This is a genomic window from Prochlorococcus marinus str. MIT 0918, from assembly GCF_027359415.1.
Taxonomy (GTDB): Bacteria; Cyanobacteriota; Cyanobacteriia; order PCC-6307; family Cyanobiaceae; genus Prochlorococcus_E; species Prochlorococcus_E marinus_C.
The window spans coordinates 1463705-1482814 of the sequence record NZ_CP114780.1 but is presented as its reverse complement, the minus strand read 5'-3'; the positions used below and the strand labels follow the sequence as shown (position 1 = coordinate 1482814).

Sequence of the window (19110 nt, the reverse complement as noted above, 5' to 3'; positions counted from 1 at the left end):
ACAAACCATGTCCAAAAGCTTAACCACTAATCCTGACTGTTTTAGTGATGATGCATGGAATCTAATCCTTGCTAGCGAAGAAGAAGCAAAAAGGTGGAGACATGAATACTTAGATATAGAACACCTGCTTCAAGTCCTTTTTACAGAAAGAATCTATCAGGAAACAATTAATGCATTACCAATTAATCAAGCTGAACTTTTAGATAAGTTAGAAGAGTTTCTTGCAAGTATAGAAACTACAAAATCAAATAAATTATTTGTTGGGGAAGATCTAGAAATTCTTTTCGATACAGCAAATAATTTTCGCTGCAGGTGGGGTTCAAAGTTCATAGAGATATCACACTTACTTATAGCTATTGGAAGAGATAAAAGAATTGGTACTGAAATTTTTAACGAGTTAGGCCTCACTAGTGAAATTTTAGAAGGGGAATTAAGGCGGTTACCTAAAAATATCAAATCGAAGAAAATATTAAATAGAAATACTACGAATAGCAATTTTTCAATTAAAAATGATCAAACCAGGGAAATCAAACCGTCCAATATCATTAGGAGTGATTCAGTTGAGATTGTAAAACCATTAAAAATAGAAAATCAGCCTAGTCCATTAGAAATCTATGGGAAGGATCTTACTCTGGCAGCTAAAAAAGGAGAATTAGATCCTGTCATTGGTAGAGAAGAAGAAATTCATTTAACTATTAAAGTTTTATCTAGAAGAGGTAAAAATAATCCTATTTTAATTGGCGCACCAGGAGTAGGGAAAACAGCTATAGCTGAATTATTAGCACAAAAAATAGTAGTTGATGAAGTTCCTGATTCAATAAAATCTTTGCAACTTATTTCATTAGATATTGGTGCATTAATAGCAGGTGCAAAATTTAGAGGTCAATTTGAAGAAAGACTTAGATCTATTCTTGAAGAAGCAAGCAAAACGAAATCAGGTGTTGTTTTATTTATAGATGATTTGCATACAATTCTTAGTCCTGAAAGATCTAGTACTGATGCTGGAAGTATATTAAAACCAATTTTGGCCAAAGGAGATATTAGATGTATTGGTACAACTACTCCAGAAAATTATCGTAGAACAATTGAAAAAGATCAAGCATTGAACAGACGGTTCCAACAAATAATGATTAAAGAGCCAAATATTGACTTAAGTGTAGAGATTTTACGAGGAATTAAAGAGCGTTATGAGAGCCATCATGGAGTTAAAATTACTGATGAAGCTTTAATTGCTGCAAATCGTTTTGCAGACAGATATATAAGTGATCGTTGCCTGCCTGACAAAGCTATTGATCTGATTGATGAAGCATCAGCACAATTAAAGATGGAAGCTAATAACAAACCAAAGATTATTTTAGCAACTGAGTCTAAAATTAATGAGTTAGAACTTAAATTAATAGATAGAGAAAAATTTAGTCAATTAGGAGAAATAGAAAATATTGAGAAAGAAATAGATTTAACAGCTATACATCTAAATAATTTGCTTAAGAAATGGAAACAAGAAAAAGAACTAATGGAAGAATTAAATGAATTAAATAAAGATGAAGAAGACACTAAAGTATTACTCGCAAAAGCAGAAGAAGAAGGGAACCTGGAAGAGGCTGCAAGACTTAAAAATGAAACCTTAAATGATCTCAAACAAAAAATATATGAAATTAACTATTCTATTGAAAATGATAATACACTTATAAAATATCAAGTTGAAGAAGAAGATATTGCAGATATAGTTGCTCGTTGGACTGGAATACCGGTCAACAAAGTCCTTGCGGGAGAAAAACAAAAGCTATTGGACTTAGAAAAAGATTTGGCAAATAAAGTAATTGGCCAGCCTGAAGCTGTAAAAGCAGTTGCTGCAGCAATAAAAAGAGCTAGAGCCGGCATGAAAGACAAACGAAGACCTATAGGCTCCTTCCTCTTTTTAGGGCCTACAGGAGTAGGTAAAACAGAGCTTGCTAAAACTTTGGCTGCTTCATTATTTGACGAGTCTGAGGCACTGATAAGACTAGATATGAGTGAATTTATGGAAAGGAATGCTGTCGCAAGATTGATAGGCGCACCTCCTGGATATGTTGGATACGAAGAAGGTGGACAATTAACCGAATCAATTCGCCGAAAACCATATTCAGTTCTTTTGTTAGACGAAATAGAAAAAGCTCATTCAGATGTATTTAATATTCTTTTACAAGTCCTTGATGATGGACGATTAACTGATTCTCAAGGAAGAACGATTGACTTTCGCCATACTGTTGTTGTAATGACAAGCAATCTTGCAAGCAGAGCAATCTTAGAGAATGCGAAGTTATTACAACAACAAATCCAAGCTGAAAATGATCTTGAAGCAAACCTTGATGCAACTATTGAAAAAGCATTAAATCAACAATTTCGACCTGAGTTCTTAAATCGCATAGATGAAATCATTCGCTTTAGTCCTATTAACAAAGAGAATTTAAAGAAAATAATTCAACTTCAATTAATAGATCTCACAAATCTACTTGCTGAACAAAATTTAGAATTTCGAATTGATAACGCAACTATAGAAGCACTGGCGCTAGAGGCCTATGAACCTGAGTATGGAGCAAGACCTTTAAGCAGAATTCTTAGAAGGCGCATAGAAAATCCCTTAGCCACAAAATTATTAGAAGATAAATTTATAGGAGCAAAAGCTATTAGAGTAATAACTTCTGACGAAAATCCAAATTCTTTAGAATTTTTGGCAGAAAATTAAAATAATGATATCTAGACTATCAATTAGGCTATTAGCTTGCCGGATGAATAATTCTCCTGCATGCAGGCCATATTAGCCTCAAGCTTAAACACCGTGACAAGTTCAACTCCTCAAGAAAGCCCAAAACCAGATTCTATTGATAGTGAAGATAAACCTTCAATTAACAAAGGTTTTCTTAGCTCAACTATCGATGAGTTAAAATTAGTTGTCTGGCCCAGTCGGCAACAACTTTTTAGTGAATCAATAGCCGTAATATTAATGGTTTCACTATCTGCAGCATCAATTGCAGCTGTAAGCCGTTTTTATGGTTGGGGCGCATCACACATTTTCCGTTGAACCAAGAATTTTCAACTTTTCCATCCACCTAATTCCTCTTAACAGTGTCAGAGATTGATCCCACGATTCAAGAACCCTTAGAGATAATGGATCTACCTAATTCTCAAGTAGAAGACGAAGGTATTTCTTCAGCTAAAACCAGTATCGCAAGATGGTATGCAATTCAGGTTGCATCCAGTTGTGAAAAAAAAGTCAAAGCCACACTTGAACAAAGAGCAGTGACTCTGGGAGTTAGCAATAGAATTATAGAAATTGAAATTCCTCACACACCTGCTGTAAAATTAAAAAAAGATGGCAGTAGGCAATCTACCGAAGAAAAAGTATTCCCTGGATATGTACTTGTTCGAATGATCCTTGATGAAGACACTATGATGGCTGTTCGGAGCACTCCTAATGTAATTAATTTTGTTGGAGCTGAAGATCGTCGCTCTACTGGGAAAGGAAGAGGTCATATAAAACCAAGACCACTAAGCAGGCAAGAAGTAAATAGGATTTTCAAACGAGCAGCAGAAAAGAAAACTGTTGTTAAGCTTGATTTGACTGAAGGCGATCAAATTATTGTCACTTCAGGACCTTTTAAAGATTTCCAAGGCGAAGTAATAGAAGTCTCTGGAGAAAGAAGCAAACTAAAAGCTCTACTCTCAATTTTTGGAAGAGAAACTCCAGTAGAACTAGAATTCTCTCAAATTAATAAACAGAATTAACTAACTGATTCCTTGTTCATGCATAATTAGTTCTGGGCATACAAACCAATAGGTTGACCAAAACCTTTTAACAAACTTTTCCTTTAACCAGGCAATTCGTAATTAATCCCTTTTCAAGAAGATGGCAAAGAAAACTGTAGCTGTGATCAAGTTAGCCCTGCAGGCTGGCAAAGCTAATCCAGCGCCTCCAGTTGGCCCAGCTTTAGGTCAACATGGAGTCAATATTATGGCATTCTGCAAAGAATACAATGCCAGAACTCAAGATAAAGCCGGTTTTGTTATCCCTGTTGAAATCTCTGTCTTTGAAGATAGAAGTTTTACTTTTATCACCAAAACCCCCCCTGCATCAGTCCTAATTACTAAGGCTGCAGGAATCCCTAAAGGATCAGGGGAATCAGCCAAGGGGCAAGCAGGTAGTATAAATCGTGCTCAGCTTGAAGAAATCGCCAAAACCAAATTGCCCGATCTCAATTGCAACAACATAGAATCAGCAATGAGGGTTATTGAAGGGACTGCTCGGAACATGGGCGTTTCCATAACGGATTAATTTTCTCTTTATTTCCTTTTCAAGTAGGCTTCCCAACTATCAAGGGGGAGACAAATTTGTCGACAGCACCCCTACTCTCTTATGAAAAAACTCTCCAAAAGAATGACAACCTTATCTTCAAAAATAGAAGATAAGCCCTATTCACCTCTAGAAGCAATTTCTCTCGTTAAAGAAAATGCAACTGCAAAATTTGATGAAACCATAGAGGCTCATGCTCGTTTAGGAATTGATCCTAAATATACTGATCAACAAATTCGAACAACAGTTACTCTCCCAAAAGGAACAGGGCAAAAAGTACGTATAGCTGTTATTGCTAAAGGTGAAAAAGTAGCTGAAGCAAGTGCAGCAGGTGCTGATTTAGCTGGTGAAGAAGAATTAATTGAATCTATAAACAAAGGAGAGATGAATTTTGATCTTTTAATTGCTACACCTGACATGATGCCAAAGGTAGCCAAATTAGGCCGAGTACTTGGACCTAGAGGTCTAATGCCCAATCCGAAAGCTGGAACTGTCACAACTGATCTTGGGAATGCAATCAAAGAATTCAAAGCTGGAAAACTTGAGTTCAGAGCAGACCGTGCAGGAATTATTCACGTTCGTTTTGGGAAAGCAAGCTTCTCAGCAGAAGACCTTCTAGAGAACTTAAAAGTTTTACATGGAACAATTGATCGAAATAAACCTAGTGGAGCAAAAGGCCGTTACTGGAAAAGTCTTTATTTAAGTTCCACTATGGGGCCTTCCGTAGAGGTAGATATGGCTTCGTTGCAAGACAGTGCAGACGAAGGGTAGCCCCTTTGCTGTATCTTAGAGAGATTGGCTTAGCCAAACGGGCATGCGCCCGGCCTAAGACAGCAGGTTTAAAATTACTAAATACCACATTTAGTGATTCTATATAAAAGTCCTGCCGAGGTAGACGCAACACGATTTTCCTAATTGGTTTGAATCGACAGCGGCCTCGTCTCTTTCACTAGAGAAAATACGGCCGTATGTCCGGCTTCTTCCCCCGATTCGATCCAATTAACTATGGGCCGCACGCTGGAGAGCAAAAAACAAATTGTCGAAGAGATTAAAGGCCTCCTCGATAAAGCTGAAATGGCTTTAGTTCTTGATTACAGGGGCTTAACCATTAAAGAAATGTCAGATCTGCGAACTCGATTAGAGCCCAGCAGCGGCATTTGCAAGGTAACTAAAAACACCTTGATGCGCCAAGCAATTAATGGTAATTCTTCTTGGTCAGGCCTTGAATCGTTGTTAAGTGGCACAAATGCATTTGTTCTTGTAAAAGGCGATGTAGGTAGTGCTCTGAAAGCTGTCCAAGCTTTTCAAAAGGAAACCAAAAAATCCGAAACAAAAGGCGGCCTCTTTGAAGGCAAACTCCTTAGTCAGGACGAAATAAAAGCAATAGCTGCATTGCCTTCCAAAGAAGTCCTTATGGCTCAAATTGCTGGTTCAATCAATGCGATTGCTACAAAAATTGCAGTTGGCATTAATGAGGTTCCTTCTGGTCTAGCCAGATCACTAAATCAACATGCTGAGAATACTAAAAGTTAACTCAGCTCAACCTTCGACTAAATCTTTTTCTCCCTAAATATCTGCCGTATTCAAATCATGTCTTCAAAAACAGACGAGATTCTCGAGTCCTTAAAAAGCCTTTCATTACTTGAAGCCTCAGAGCTTGTTAAGCAAATAGAAGAGGCCTTCGGTGTTTCCGCCGCCGCATCTGCTGGCGTTGTCATGGCTGCTCCTGGCGCCACTGGTGGCGATAGTGAAGGTGCCGCAGAAGAAAAAACCGAATTTGATGTAGTGCTCGAAAGTTTTGAGCCATCAGCAAAAATCAAAGTCCTAAAAGAAGTTAGGAATGCAACAGGGCTAGGATTAGGAGACGCAAAAGCTATGGTTGAAGCTGCTCCTAAAACTATTAAAGAAGGTGCATCCAAAGAGGATGCAGAAGCCCTTAAGAAATCTATAGAGGATGCAGGCGGAAAAGTAACTCTTAAGTAAATTCCAATTGCTTCTGACTAAGAATTTCTACAACCAATAACAAATGCCGGTCACAATGACCGGCTATTTTTTTCACATGATCAAACAGCATGGTCTAGTAATCGCAGCAGCCACTGATGGGGCATGTAGTGGAAATCCAGGCCCAGGAGGATGGGGTGCAATATTACGTTTTGAAGACGGGACCATAGAAGAGTTTGGAGGTTTTGCAGAAAATACAACGAATAATCGTATGGAACTTTATGCAGCTTTATCGATTTTAAAAAAACTAGAAAATCTCCCTAGACATCCAAATCTAAAAATTCGTACTGACAGCAAATATCTTATTGATGGCTTTGAAAAATGGATAATAGGATGGAAACAAAAAGGTTGGAAAACTGCTGCAGGTAAAAAAGTACTCAATCAAGATCTTTGGAAAGCATTAGACAACTCTCGGTTGCCGGATGTGTCTTTAGAATACGTAAAAGGTCATAGTGGCGATCCTGATAATGAAAGAGTCGATTATATAGCTGTGAGCTTTTCAAAAAGGATTGCGATACAACTGCAATGTGATCATAAAAATCAAAATGAATAGTAGATCACGTTCACAACTGTTCTCCAGTGAATCAATTTACAAGCAACTCATCAGTCCAATACTGGCTAAAGATGAAGGTCTAGACGCAGAACAGTTAACTCAATTCACCCTTAACAATCTTGGCAAAATCTCTTTACTTCGAAAATGGCCTGTCATATCTCAAGGCCTAGCTGTTTTAGCTAAGGAATTACAACGTAAAGACAATAAACTAGAGCAAAGATTATTTGGATGTCATTTTAAAAATCCTATAGGTCTTGCAGCAGGTTTTGATAAAAATGGAATTGCAGCTTGTATTTGGGAAGATTTTGGATTTGGATTTTCAGAGCTTGGGACAGTAACTTGGCATGCTCAAGAAGGAAATCCAAAACCTAGACTTTTTCGCCTTTCAAAAGAAAAGGCTGCTTTAAATAGAATGGGTTTTAACAATAATGGAGCAAAAGAACTAAGAAAAACTCTAGAAAGGCAAAGAATTGAATCCCCAGGGAAGAGATCTTCTATTGTTGGCCTCAACTTAGGCAAATCAAAAATAACTCCTCTTGAGCAAGCTGGTGATGACTACGCCTCTTCATTAGAACTTTTATCAGATTTTGCTGATTATGTAGTGATTAATGTGAGCTCACCCAACACACCAGGGTTAAGGAAGTTACAGGATTCTACTCAATTACGAAAATTAATTAAACGATTAAGGAGAATACCTTCTTGCCCTCCTTTGCTGGTAAAAATTGCACCTGACTTAGACAATCACCAAATTGATGGGTTAGCTCAAGTAGCTTTTGAGGAAGGATTAGCGGGAATTATTGCTGTTAATACTAGTCTCAATCGTTTAGGCCTTGAAGAAAGAATCATTTCACAAACCGGAATACCTCTAAGTAAAGAAGAAGGGGGGCTCAGTGGTCGCCCTTTACGAAACAGAGCAGTGGAAATCATACGACGGCTACGTAAAAACTCAGGGAAAGAGCTTCCTTTAATTGGAGTCGGTGGAATTGACTCCCCTGAAAGTGCCTGGGAACGTATTACAGCTGGAGCTTCTCTTATCCAAATCTATACAGGGTGGATTTTTCAAGGGCCAATCTTAGTACCTAATATTCTTGAAGGGTTAACATCTCAACTTAGTCGTCATGGATTTAAAAATATCTCAGAAGCTATTGGAAGCGATGTGCCATGGATTTAAAAGCTAATCAGTATAATAATTCACTATCAGCATACATGCTTCAACATGGTGGAAATCTAGAAGAAGAAGCAAAAAATTTAGGAGTAGATATAAATTCACTTATAGATGCGAGTGCATCTATAGTCCCTTTTTCATTACCTTCAAAATTACATCGACATTTGCATGAAGCAATTGATAGCCAAATAATCAGATCCTATCCAGATCGAAATCACAACGACATACGAGAAGCACTTGGCCGTTATCATCAAGTTTGTCCGACCATGATCCTACCTGGGAATGGTGCGTCAGAATTAATAACTTGGGCAGCACATGAAGCATCAATACATGGAATCAGCATATTACCTTACCCAGGGTTTTATGATTATAAAAGAGCTCTAGATTGCTGGGGTGGAAAATACATCCAGAAACCACTGCCTCTACATTGGGATAAAGAATATCCTAAACCTTTCCCATGGGCAACTAAAGCAAAAGTGCTTTGGATAACTAATCCACACAACCCTACTGGTCACTTTTGGAGTAGGCAATCTATAGAAGAACTACTAAAAAATAATAGTCTTATTATCTGTGACGAAGCTTTCTTACCATTAGTCCCTAATGGAGACAAAGAGTCATTAATACCATTAGTAAAACATTATCCAAATTTAATTGTCCTTAGAAGCTTAACCAAGCTATTTGCAATAGCGGGATTAAGAATAGGGTATGCAATTAGCTCTGAAGAAAGACTTTGGCGATGGCAAGCATTAAGAGATCCCTGGCCTGTTAATGGATTATCTATATCAATAATAAAGGTCTTAATGAATGAAAAACAAATCCTGACAAAAAGAATTAAAAAGGTCCATCACTGGGTAAGAAAAGAAGGCGAATGGCTTCACGAAAATCTTCAAAAAATCCCGGGTATTATTTCTCACCCCTCATCAACTAATTTCCAGCTAATTGAAAGCTATAAGTCCCTATCAAAACTAAGAGAACAACTTGGTTATAAAAATATTTTAGTGCGCGATTGTAGATCCTTTAAAGGGTTAGGAGAAAATTGGCTGCGTATTAGTCTTCAGAGTAAATCAAATAATCGACGTATTGTAGATACAATGAAAAAAATAATCACACATAGCTTATAAGTATTTTTACTAATTTCAAATGGGCTTTTGAACTAGCTATTCTTTTCATTCCTTTACTCATTTGTTCTAACAAGTCATTCTGAATAGAATTGTTAGATAAATAGCCTCGGAATAAAAGTTCTATAGTCTTCTGTAATGTTTTTGAGCTGGATTGATGTTGATGAATAATAAATGCACCTCCATGTAATGCTGCATATACAGCATTACATTCTTGATGGTTATCTGCTGCATATGGATAAGGAACAAAAATTGCAGGAGTACCACATACAGCAAGTTCGCTTAAAGCACCAGAACCGGCTCTAGTAATTACAAGATGAGCATGTTGAAATAAGCCAGGGATATCATTAGTAAAAGTCTTTTCAACTAAATTTCGATTCTTAATTCCTAATGCCGAATTCTCACCTGTAATATGAACAATTCGAAACCCTCTGCTCAATAAGGTAGGTAATATCTCTTTAATAATGTTATTTAACCCTACAGCTCCTTGACTACCACCCATCACAACAATTAATGGAGAACATCCTTGAGGTACCCATCGAGGTAATGCATGTTTGAGAAGAAATGATTTTCTAACAGGTGTCCCAGTACAAATCGTTTTGCAACTTATTAATTTTTCTTTTGCATGAGGTATCCCCAAGGCAACCTCATCACAAAAAATTCCCAAGAGCCGTGTTACTTTTCCAGGGAAAGCATTAGATTCATGTAAAATAACTTTCACGCCACAAATTTTTGAGGCAATTATTGCAGGGGCCGCAATATACCCTCCTGTTGAAAATACAACTTGAATTCGTTTCCTCCTAATCAAACGAATAACCAAAAAACTAGATGCAATTAACTTGATCAATTGAAAAACCTTCTTTAGACCATTCCCTTGTAAACCATCAACTGGTATTAATGTCATCTGAAATTTTTTTGGAACTAATACGTTCTCCAAACGACTAGGCACCCCTAACCAGCTTATTTCCCAAGAAACAGGCAATTCTTCTGCTACTGAAAGAGCAGGGAAAATATGTCCCCCTGTACCACTAGCAGCAATAAGAAGCCTAACCATAAAAACAGTACTCAAAATGGTCTACGGTTAAGTTATAGGTAACTAAAAACTCACTAGGTGCACAATTTACTTAAATCTATTTTTTCTTCAGGATTAATGGTCATGTTGGCTTTCTATCCAAGCACTTTGGTCGAAGCCAATGAAATTGAAGCCTTTGGCAATAAAGTAGAAAAAGCATTAAATAGCAAAAAAAAAGCGGATCTCTACCAATTATTTGCAACTAAAATAGCTGATGAACTATATCAAAAATATAATTATTTTAGGGAATCATTTCCAAATGCAAAATGGTCTATAAAACATTTAAAAAGTAAGTCAAATGCAAAGCAAATGCTATTAATAGATATAAAAGGTAAAGAACAAATAGGTGCATATGAATACTCACTAAAAGCCGAGAAAGTAATTGCTGTTAAGCTTAGTGATATGAAAGCTATTGCTACAGAATTAATTAGTGAATACTCAATATTAAAAACAATTAATAGCGACATAGATATAACAATAGGTATACCGAATATAGTTCTTACAGGAAGTAGTTATGATATTGATATTATAGTGAATAAACCCCTAAAAGATTCAATTTTAGCAGGTGGTTTAATAGCTATAAATTCAAAAGATTTACACTCAAATAATCATCAAGAAATTGAATTAGTGCCAATGGAATCTGGAGGAATCTTTAAGAAGGTAAGGGCTCCTTTAAAACCAGGTATACAAAGGTGGGGGGCTCTTTTAGCCCATCCAAATGGGATTGTATCTATAACTAAAGCAGTTAAAATTGTATCTAAAAAAGAAAATTTAATCCTTAAATAATTACAGATAACTTTGCTAGAAAAATATTGTTTAATTAAGCTTGATTGTCAAGCGCTGCAACCCCTGGCAAAACCTTCCCCTCAAGCAACTCAAGACTAGCTCCTCCACCAGTAGAAATATGAGACATCTTGGATGCAAGCCCAGCCTTTTCTACTGCTGCAACAGAATCACCTCCTCCAATAATTGTGCAGCATCCTTTAGCACTCAATTCAGCCAATGTTGTTGAAATTGCATTTGTTCCATTCGCAAATTTATCAAATTCAAAAACACCCATAGGACCATTCCAAATAACAGTTTGACAATCACCTAAAGCTTTTTGGAATAGCTTTATTGATTCAGGTCCTATATCTAAACCCATCCATCCTTCTGGTATTGAATCTATGTCTGAAATCTGACTGTCAGCATCTGGAGCAAAATTGTCTGCTAAGACGACATCATTAGGTAAAAGCAACTGCACCCCCTTAGCTTTTGCCTTTTGTTCTAAAGATCGAGCAAGCTCCAGCTTGTCATCTTCTACTAAACTTTTGCCTACGGACAAACCTCTAGCTTTATAAAAGGTAAATATCATTCCTCCACCAATTAATACCTTGTCACACTTATCAATCAAAGACTCTAAAACTCCGATTTTACTACTTACCTTAGAGCCACCTACAATTGCAGCTAAAGGACGCTTAGGTGAATCGATAGCCCCTTGCAAATATTGCAACTCTTTTTCCATTAAATATCCTGCAACACTTGGATTTAAAAAGTTTGTCACTCCTTCAGTGGAAGCATGAGCTCTATGCGCTGCACCAAACGCATCATTCACATAAATCTCAGCTAAAGCGGATAATTGTTTTGAAAACTCCGAATCATTTTTTTCTTCCCCTGCAATAAATCTGACATTCTCCAAAAGAATAACTTCTCCATTACTCATTTCTTGGACTTTTGCTTTTGCATCAGGACCAATGCAACTATCAGTTTTTGCAACAGTCTGGTCTAGTAATTCACTCAATCTTTTAGCGACTGGGGTAAGGCGCATACTTTCATTCACCTGACCTTTAGGTCTGCCAAAATGAGCTGCAAGAATTACTTTGGCTTGATTCTCCATTAAATGTTTAATAGTTGGGAGAGCTGCACGAATTCTTGTGTCATCGGTTATCGAACCTTCTTCATTAAGAGGGACGTTAAAATCAACCCTAACTAAAACTTTCTTCCCACTGAGGTCCTCAATTCCGAGACTTGAGAGAGAACGCTTTGACATGACTTAACTTAAAATCTTGATCGCCGACAATAACCCGATACAAGTACAAATGGATTCTGAAGGAGCCAGACAATTCACCTGGCCACAACGTTAAACTCTGAAAACCATTGGTATTGCAAGAATTAGGTTTTCTAGTAATACTGTTTCTTATTACAATGAGATTAAAATGATAGATCTAGAACAAGAATTTATGTCTATATCACAAAAATAATTTTCAGAGAAGAAGCAAGTTTCAAAACTATGAAAAGTCCAAAAAGAAATAAAAGTAGAGTTAACAAGAACCTCTGAATTAAAGCCGTCAATAGATAGCAACCTGCATATGATCATTTCTGATATTTCCCAAATAATCATAATTCATGTAATTATTATAAAAAGAAAGATTAATCTCCATAAAAACCATCAAAGTACGCTCTCCAAAGTGATCAAAATTGCATCTTCTCAAATTTAAAGCCTTCGTGAAAATGCAACTTATTCAATGGTATCCAGGCCACATAGCAAAAGCCGAAAAACAACTTACTACTCATCTAGAAAAAATAGATCTAGTTATCGAAGTAAGAGATGCTCGAATTCCACTTGCCACTTCACATCCTTATCTTCAGAAATGGATCAAAAACAAAAAGCATTTAATGGTGATCAATCGAAAAGATATGATTTCAAACAAGGCTATAACTTCGTGGGATAAATGGTTTAAACAGCAAGGGCAACCATTTTGGTGGTGTAATGCTAAAAATGGTGATGGAATAAAGCAAATTAAAGAAGCAGCTATTGAACTTGGAGAAGAATTGAATCAAAGACGATCATTTAGAGGTATGCGTAATAGAGCAGTCAGAGCACTTACTCTTGGATTCCCAAATGTTGGGAAGTCCGCTCTAATCAATAGATTAGTCAATAAAAAAATTGTGCAAAGTTCAAGAAAAGCTGGGGTAACAAAATCTCTGAGATGGGTTCGAGTTGGACAACAACTTGATTTATTGGATTCACCTGGTGTATTACCTCCTAAATTAGAAGATCAAGAAGCTGCGATCAAACTTGCTATATGTGATGACATCGGACAAGCTTCTTATGATGTTGAATCAGTAGCAATAAGATTCTTAGAGATAATGAATGAAATCAAACTAATAAATATTGCTGGCATACAATCAGATATCCTTAATAGCCGTTATGGAATAGATATTAAAAAACATCGCACCAATCCACATCTATGGCTAGAAGATGCAGCTAACTATCACACGTCAGGGGATAAATGTAGAATGGCACAAAGACTACTAGATGATTTCCGCAAGAAACTAATTGGTCCCATTTCTCTGGAACTTCCATAAAATTACAAATGTCTGAAGATCCAACACAATCATTTGGGAAAGGAGAAGGGGAGCTAATAGCACTTCATTACTCTAAACCTTTACCTATGCGTCTAGATCGATGGTTAGTCAGCAAGCGGCCTGATGAAAGTAGAGCAAGGGTCCAGAAATTCATTGAAAATGGATTAGTGCTTGTTAATGGAAAAGAAGGAAAAGCTAAAACACCTCTTAGAGAAGGAGATGAAGTTCAATTATGGCAACCACCTCCTGAACCATTACCATATTTGAAACCACAAAAAATGGATTTAAATATCCTTTTTGAAGATGAGCATATTATTGTTATTAACAAACCAGCAGGTTTAACAGTACATCCAGCACCAGGCAATAAAGATGGCACACTAGTTAATGGATTATTGCATCACTGTTCTGATTTGCCAGGAATAAATGGAAAGCTTCGCCCTGGAATAGTGCATCGACTTGATAAGGATACAACAGGCTGCATTGTTGTAGCAAAGTCACAAGAAGCTTTAGTTAAGCTCCAAGTTCAAATTCAAAAAAGGATTGCATCTAGAAAGTACATGGCTATAGTACATGGCGTCCCTAAAGGAGATAAAGGCTCTATTATTGGCGATATAGGTAGACATCCGGTTGATAGAAAAAGATATGCTGTCGTTAGTAATGACACTGGGAGGTATGCATGTACTCATTGGGAACTCATTGAGAGACTTGGTGATTACTCTCTTTTAACGTTTCAATTAGATACTGGTCGAACTCACCAAATTCGTGTTCATTCTGCTCATATTGGACATCCAATTCTAGGAGACCCTACATATAGCCGTTGTAAGAAATTACCAACTAATGTTAAAAGTCAAGTTTTACATGCTCGCCATCTCGGATTAAAGCATCCTATCAAAAATAATGAGATGCTTTTTGAAGCTCCATTACCGCATACATTTGAAAAGATTCTGACTATCTTGAGAAAATAAATTACTTAACTAATTAAAAGATCTCACTCTTGGTGAAGAACTCACTAATTTTTGAGTGAAAGTAGTAGTTGGAGAACTTATTATTTGCTTAGCAAAACCTTCTTCAACAATTTTACCTTTATTTAAAACAATGATTCTGTGACAAAAAGAACTTGCCACAGCCAGGTCATGAGTAATAAAGAGAATTGCTAATCCTAAATTAACTTGTAATGAGCGAAGTAATGATAAAACATCCGTTTGAATCTCAGCATCTAACATGCTTACACTTTCATCACAAATAAGAACTTTCGGTTTCATCGCAAGGGCTCGAGCAATAGCTACTCTTTGTTGCTGACCACCTGAAAGCTGATGAGGAAAACGATTCTGAAAATCTTGTGCTGGAATAAGACCGACTTGCTCTAAAAGCAACCTTGTTTGTTCTTTTGCACTTGCTTTGTTGGCCAAACCATGAATAAGAAGAGGGTCAGAAATAGCTTCTAATACTGTCATCTTAGGATTTAAAGAAGCAAAAGGGTCTTGAAAGACCATTTGGATTACTTGTTTAGCTTTTTTTAGAGAGTTGTCATGTGAATCTCTTAAATTTCTTCCATACAATTTAACTTCGCCTCCCCTAATAGGAGTTAAACCTAAAAGAGCTCGACATAAAGTACTCTTCCCACATCCAGAAACTCCAACCACACCAAGCGTTTCTCCAATACTTAAAGAAAAACTAATTTCATCAATTGCCTTGACCCAAGTGTTTTTCCAAGGTACTCCTGGCAAAGGATGCCAACATCGTAATCTGTCAACTTCAAAAATGACCTCCCTTTTCTGGTCGAATGATTGAGAACATTCTTCACGCGCTATAGCTGCACTAACCAATTTCTTAGCAAGAACTGATTGAGGAGAAATAAAAAGCTTGCGATTTGATTGCTCTTCAACAATTTTTCCTTGGTCAAGGATTGCTATTCTTTGAGACCACTTTGAGGCAAGAGCTAAGTCATGAGTAATCAATAAAAGAGAACTCCCCAACTCATCACATAAAATACTTAATTCGCTCATAATCTGATTAGCTATTACAACATCAAGGCTTGAAGTTGGTTCATCAGCAATGATTAAAGGAGGGTTTAAGGCAATTGCCAAAGCAATGCATAAGCGCTGACGCATACCACCACTAAATTCATGAGGATATGCATTAAACCTTTGAGGATTAATGCCAACTTGTTCTAATAATTTTTCTGATTTAAGTTTCTGAACAGTCAGTGATTGGTTTTGTTGATGAGCCTTGAAGGTATCTAAAAGGTGTTCTCCAATAGTCATCAATGGATTCAAACGTGAGCCAGGATCTTGAAAAATCAATCCAATCAATTCACCTCTTAGTCTTTTCAAATCTTTTTCATTCAGGCTCAAAAGATCTTTATTTTTCAATAAAAGTTGTCCTCTACAAATACTGCCTGATGGAAGTATTTGTAATAAAACTTTCGCAACAGTGCTTTTACCAGACCCTGAACTTCCTATTAAAGCAAGGCGTTCACCTGCCTTAAGACTCATATTCAGATCCTCTAAGACCCAATCAGAAGAACCTGGATAAGAAACACTTAAGCCTTTTATATTTAAAACATCGTTTTGAGAACAATTCATAAGTTTTAGCAAGGCTGCTTACACATGAATAAAATAAATTAAAGTCTTTGGCCTGATGCTAAACGCCACATCTGCGTCTAATGAAGCACAGACCAATTTGTCCTGGGATTTGCCCATGTTTGCAGGGCCTCAACTTAGGTCTGACGGAATCAAACTCCCAGAAGATTATGGGATTGAGTTGCCAGAATGGTTGATCAATTGCTTAGAAGTAGTTCCTCCTGCCGTAGGTGAATGCTGCCCTACAGATTCAAAAGCATTACTAGCTTGTTCGTTTGATCTCGCTTTTAGACTACATAAAGGTCAATTTCGCGCAAGTGGAGATCCATATATCGTTCACCCTTTGGCCGTAGCAAACTTATTAAGAGAAATAGGAGCAAGCCCTAAGGTCATAGCAGCCGGTTTTCTACATGATGTTGTGGAAGATACCAGTATCACACTTGAATTATTAGAAGGGTATTTTGGTAATGAAGTTAGTGGATTAGTTGAAGGAGTAACTAAATTAGGCGGTATTCACTTCCCCAACAGGACTGAAGCTCAAGCAGAAAATTTACGGAAAATGTTTCTTGCCATGGCCAGAGATATTCGTGTTGTTCTGGTGAAATTAGCGGATAGATTACATAACATGCGTACTCTTGATTCACTTCAAGCAGATAAACAACAAAGAATTGCACAAGAGACCCGAGAGATCTATGCTCCACTAGCCAATAGATTGGGAATTGGACGTTTTAAATGGGAGTTAGAAGATCTTGCTTTTAAACTTTTGGAACCAGATCAATATAGAGAGATCCAACAGGAAGTAGTGACTAAAAGGAGTGAACGAGAGAAGCGTTTAGCACAAACAGTTGAACTTCTACGAGAGCGATTACAAAATTCTGGTCTAAAAAAATTTGAAATCAGTGGAAGACCTAAACATCTGTTTGGTATCTGGAGCAAAATGCAAAGACAAGATAAAGCATTTCATGAAATTTATGATGTAGCAGCCTTAAGAATTATTGTTCCTAATTTAGAAAGTTGTTATAGAGCTCTAGCAGTTGTTCATGACACCTTCAGGCCTATACCTGGTCGTTTCAAGGATTACATAGGCCTTCCAAAGCCTAATGGATACCAATCTCTTCATACAGCGGTGATAGGTCGTCATAGGCCAATTGAGGTGCAAATCAGAACACCTGAAATGCACCAAGTAGCTGAATTTGGAATAGCCGCTCACTGGAAATATAAAGAAGGTGGTTCTCCTGCTGTAGGGAATACAGAAAAATTTAGCTGGTTGCGTCAATTAGTCGACTGGCAACAAGAAGAAAATAGCTCTGATCATAATGACTATCTTTCATCAATCAAAGAAGATTTATTTGACGAAGAGGTTTTTGTGTTTACTCCTAAAGGAGATGTCGTAGGCTTAAGGAAAGGCTCTACAGCTATAGATTTTGCTTATAGAATTCATTCAGAGGTAGGTAATCACTGCTATGGAACACGCATTAATGACAAACTATGTCCATTAGCAACAAAGTTAAACAATGGTGATTTTGTAGAGATTATTACAACTAACACAGCACATCCTAGTCTTGATTGGCTTAATTTTGTAGCCACTCCAACTGCCCGAAATCGTATCAGACAATGGTACAAAGTTAGTCATAGAGATGAAACGATTCAAAGAGGTAAAGAGCTGTTAGAACGCGACCTGGGCCGGAAAGGACTTGATTCATTACTTACCAGCGAAGCAATGAAAAAAGTTGCTGAGCGGTGCAATCTTAAAACTACTGAAGATTTACTTGCTGCACTTGGTTTCGGAGCAATTACTCTCCATCAAGTACTAAATCGGCTACGAGAAGAGATTCGACTACAAAATATGAATACACATATTCCTGAAACCAATAATGAAATTGCTAAGCAAGTCTCGACCAATGCAGAATATGCATCCCCTAAAGAATCCTCTGTAAAAACGTCTCCTATTCTTGGTTTAGAAGGGTTAGATTATCGCTTAGGAGGATGCTGCAGTCCTCTCCCTGGAGAAGAAATAATTGGTACTGTTGCACTTGGCAATCATGGGATAACTATTCATCGACAAAATTGTGCGAATATTAGTAACATACCCAGCGTCAGACAATTACCTGTTAAATGGAATGAGGAATTATCGAGTCATGATACAAAGTTCTCTACTCAACTAAAAATCGAAGTAATTGACCGAGTTGGTGTTCTTAAAGACATTTTAATGCGATTATCCGACAGTAGTATTAATGTTAGTGATGCACGTGTTCAGACTTCCTATGGGAAACCTGCATGTATTGACCTTAGAATTGAATTAAAAAGTTCAGCGCAGCTAGCCATGACCATAAATAAAATTCGCGCAATGGCTGATGTCATAGATATTGCCAGAACAGGACTAAGTTAATAACTCAATAATTATTTTTTATTACTAAATAATAGCTATTACCTACATGAATAACTAAGTATTAAAAAATCAAGATTATATAAATAGTTATTTATATAATCTTGATTTAGCTTTAAAAAATTGATATGAAATACAGCCAAATAATAATCCAAATAATAATCCGACAATTGTTGATCCTAATAAGATTCTACTACTAATAATCCAACCTTGGGTCCACAATCTATATTGAGTCAGTTCTCCCAAACTACTTAAATTATTAACTTCACCTAAAAAAAACTTTCCAACTTTATAGTTGAACCAATAAAGAGGAATATATGTAAAAGGATTACTAATCCAAGTTCCTGTTATCGCAAGGAAATGATTTCCTCTAAAGAGACTTGCCAAAAAAATCCCAATCAAAGACTGGAATCCAAACAGTGGGAAGCATCCGCTAAAAACGCCCACCCCTACCCCACGAGCTCGATAGGCTGGAGTACCATGCTCTTCCCAAAACCAACGAACAACATTCCTAACCTTTTTAATTAATCTAAAGAAGACATCAATCATGTTAGA

General features: G+C 36.9%; 18 protein-coding genes. 14 read left to right on the top strand and 4 right to left on the bottom strand.

Translation table 11 applies throughout. The features are described from left to right. The first annotated feature begins 7 nt into the window (after positions 1-7). From O5636_RS08005 to O5636_RS07960, 10 genes are all read left to right on the top strand, one after another. The gene (locus tag O5636_RS08005) at positions 8-2725 is read left to right on the top strand and encodes an ATP-dependent Clp protease ATP-binding subunit (RefSeq protein WP_269622281.1); all 2718 of its coding nucleotides are present in this window, start codon (positions 8-10) and stop codon (positions 2723-2725) included. Between the two features lie 93 nt (positions 2726-2818). Further along, a complete protein-coding gene (secE, locus tag O5636_RS08000) occupies positions 2819-3061 on the top strand; it encodes a preprotein translocase subunit SecE (RefSeq protein WP_269622280.1) in 243 nt (80 codons plus the stop codon). Positions 3062-3147: 86 nt separating this feature from the next. Next, positions 3148-3765: a transcription termination/antitermination protein NusG gene (gene nusG, locus O5636_RS07995; RefSeq protein WP_420063793.1), complete on the top strand. Its 618-nt coding sequence runs from the start codon at positions 3148-3150 to the stop codon at positions 3763-3765. 121 nt (positions 3766-3886) lie between these two features. Continuing rightward, positions 3887-4312 (top strand): 50S ribosomal protein L11, encoded by a 426-nt coding sequence (rplK, locus tag O5636_RS07990; protein WP_269622278.1) that lies wholly within the window; start codon positions 3887-3889, stop codon positions 4310-4312. 81 nt (positions 4313-4393) lie between these two features. Continuing rightward, complete coding sequence (gene rplA / locus O5636_RS07985) at positions 4394-5101, top strand: 50S ribosomal protein L1 (RefSeq protein WP_269622277.1); 708 nt, start codon at positions 4394-4396, stop codon at positions 5099-5101. A 234-nt stretch (positions 5102-5335) separates the two neighbouring features. After that, a complete protein-coding gene (gene rplJ / locus O5636_RS07980; RefSeq protein WP_269622276.1) occupies positions 5336-5863 on the top strand; it encodes a 50S ribosomal protein L10 in 528 nt (175 codons plus the stop codon). A 57-nt stretch (positions 5864-5920) separates the two neighbouring features. Continuing rightward, entirely contained in the window at positions 5921-6313 is a 393-nt protein-coding gene (gene rplL, locus O5636_RS07975) for a 50S ribosomal protein L7/L12 (protein ID WP_269622274.1), read from the top strand. A gap of 76 nt (positions 6314-6389) precedes the next feature. Continuing rightward, the gene (locus O5636_RS07970) at positions 6390-6884 is read left to right on the top strand and encodes a ribonuclease H family protein (RefSeq protein WP_269622273.1); all 495 of its coding nucleotides are present in this window, start codon (positions 6390-6392) and stop codon (positions 6882-6884) included. Then, positions 6877-8055 (top strand): quinone-dependent dihydroorotate dehydrogenase, encoded by a 1179-nt coding sequence (locus O5636_RS07965; RefSeq protein WP_269622272.1) that lies wholly within the window; start codon positions 6877-6879, stop codon positions 8053-8055. Before O5636_RS07970 ends, O5636_RS07965 begins: the two co-directional genes overlap by 8 nt. Continuing rightward, a complete protein-coding gene (locus O5636_RS07960; protein ID WP_269622271.1) occupies positions 8046-9170 on the top strand; it encodes a pyridoxal phosphate-dependent aminotransferase in 1125 nt (374 codons plus the stop codon). Before O5636_RS07965 ends, O5636_RS07960 begins: the two co-directional genes overlap by 10 nt. Here O5636_RS07960 and O5636_RS07955 read toward each other — a convergent pair. Next, positions 9154-10221 carry a UDP-N-acetylglucosamine--N-acetylmuramyl-(pentapeptide) pyrophosphoryl-undecaprenol N-acetylglucosamine transferase gene (locus O5636_RS07955; protein ID WP_269623566.1) on the bottom strand — a complete coding sequence of 356 codons (1068 nt, stop codon included), beginning with the start codon at positions 10219-10221 and terminating at the stop codon, positions 9154-9156. The two genes, O5636_RS07960 and O5636_RS07955, sit on opposite strands and share 17 nt — an antisense overlap. 102 nt (positions 10222-10323) lie before the next feature. Between O5636_RS07955 and O5636_RS07950 the strand changes: the two genes are divergently transcribed. Continuing rightward, positions 10324-11025 (top strand): hypothetical protein, encoded by a 702-nt coding sequence (locus O5636_RS07950; protein ID WP_269622270.1) that lies wholly within the window; start codon positions 10324-10326, stop codon positions 11023-11025. Between the two features lie 34 nt (positions 11026-11059). On the opposite strand, the gene O5636_RS07945 is transcribed toward O5636_RS07950, so the two are convergent. After that, the gene (locus tag O5636_RS07945) at positions 11060-12268 is read right to left on the bottom strand and encodes a phosphoglycerate kinase (protein ID WP_269622269.1); all 1209 of its coding nucleotides are present in this window, start codon (positions 12266-12268) and stop codon (positions 11060-11062) included. A 455-nt stretch (positions 12269-12723) separates the two neighbouring features. Here O5636_RS07945 and ylqF point away from each other — a divergent pair, with 455 nt between their 5' ends. Together ylqF and O5636_RS07935 are read left to right on the top strand one after the other, a co-directional pair. Further along, positions 12724-13587 (top strand): ribosome biogenesis GTPase YlqF, encoded by an 864-nt coding sequence (ylqF, locus tag O5636_RS07940; RefSeq protein WP_420063765.1) that lies wholly within the window; start codon positions 12724-12726, stop codon positions 13585-13587. An 8-nt stretch (positions 13588-13595) separates the two neighbouring features. Next, positions 13596-14552 (top strand): RluA family pseudouridine synthase, encoded by a 957-nt coding sequence (locus tag O5636_RS07935; RefSeq protein WP_269622267.1) that lies wholly within the window; start codon positions 13596-13598, stop codon positions 14550-14552. Between the two features lie 9 nt (positions 14553-14561). Here the strand turns inward: O5636_RS07935 and O5636_RS07930 are convergent, their stop codons facing one another. Continuing rightward, positions 14562-16172 carry an ABC transporter ATP-binding protein gene (locus O5636_RS07930; protein WP_269622266.1) on the bottom strand — a complete coding sequence of 537 codons (1611 nt, stop codon included), beginning with the start codon at positions 16170-16172 and terminating at the stop codon, positions 14562-14564. A gap of 115 nt (positions 16173-16287) precedes the next feature. Between O5636_RS07930 and O5636_RS07925 the strand changes: the two genes are divergently transcribed. After that, positions 16288-18558 carry a RelA/SpoT family protein gene (locus O5636_RS07925; RefSeq protein WP_420063764.1) on the top strand — a complete coding sequence of 757 codons (2271 nt, stop codon included), beginning with the start codon at positions 16288-16290 and terminating at the stop codon, positions 18556-18558. Positions 18559-18645: 87 nt separating this feature from the next. Here the strand turns inward: O5636_RS07925 and O5636_RS07920 are convergent, their stop codons facing one another. Further along, the gene (locus O5636_RS07920; protein WP_269622264.1) at positions 18646-19104 is read right to left on the bottom strand and encodes a DUF2062 domain-containing protein; all 459 of its coding nucleotides are present in this window, start codon (positions 19102-19104) and stop codon (positions 18646-18648) included. Positions 19105-19110 lie beyond the last annotated feature (6 nt).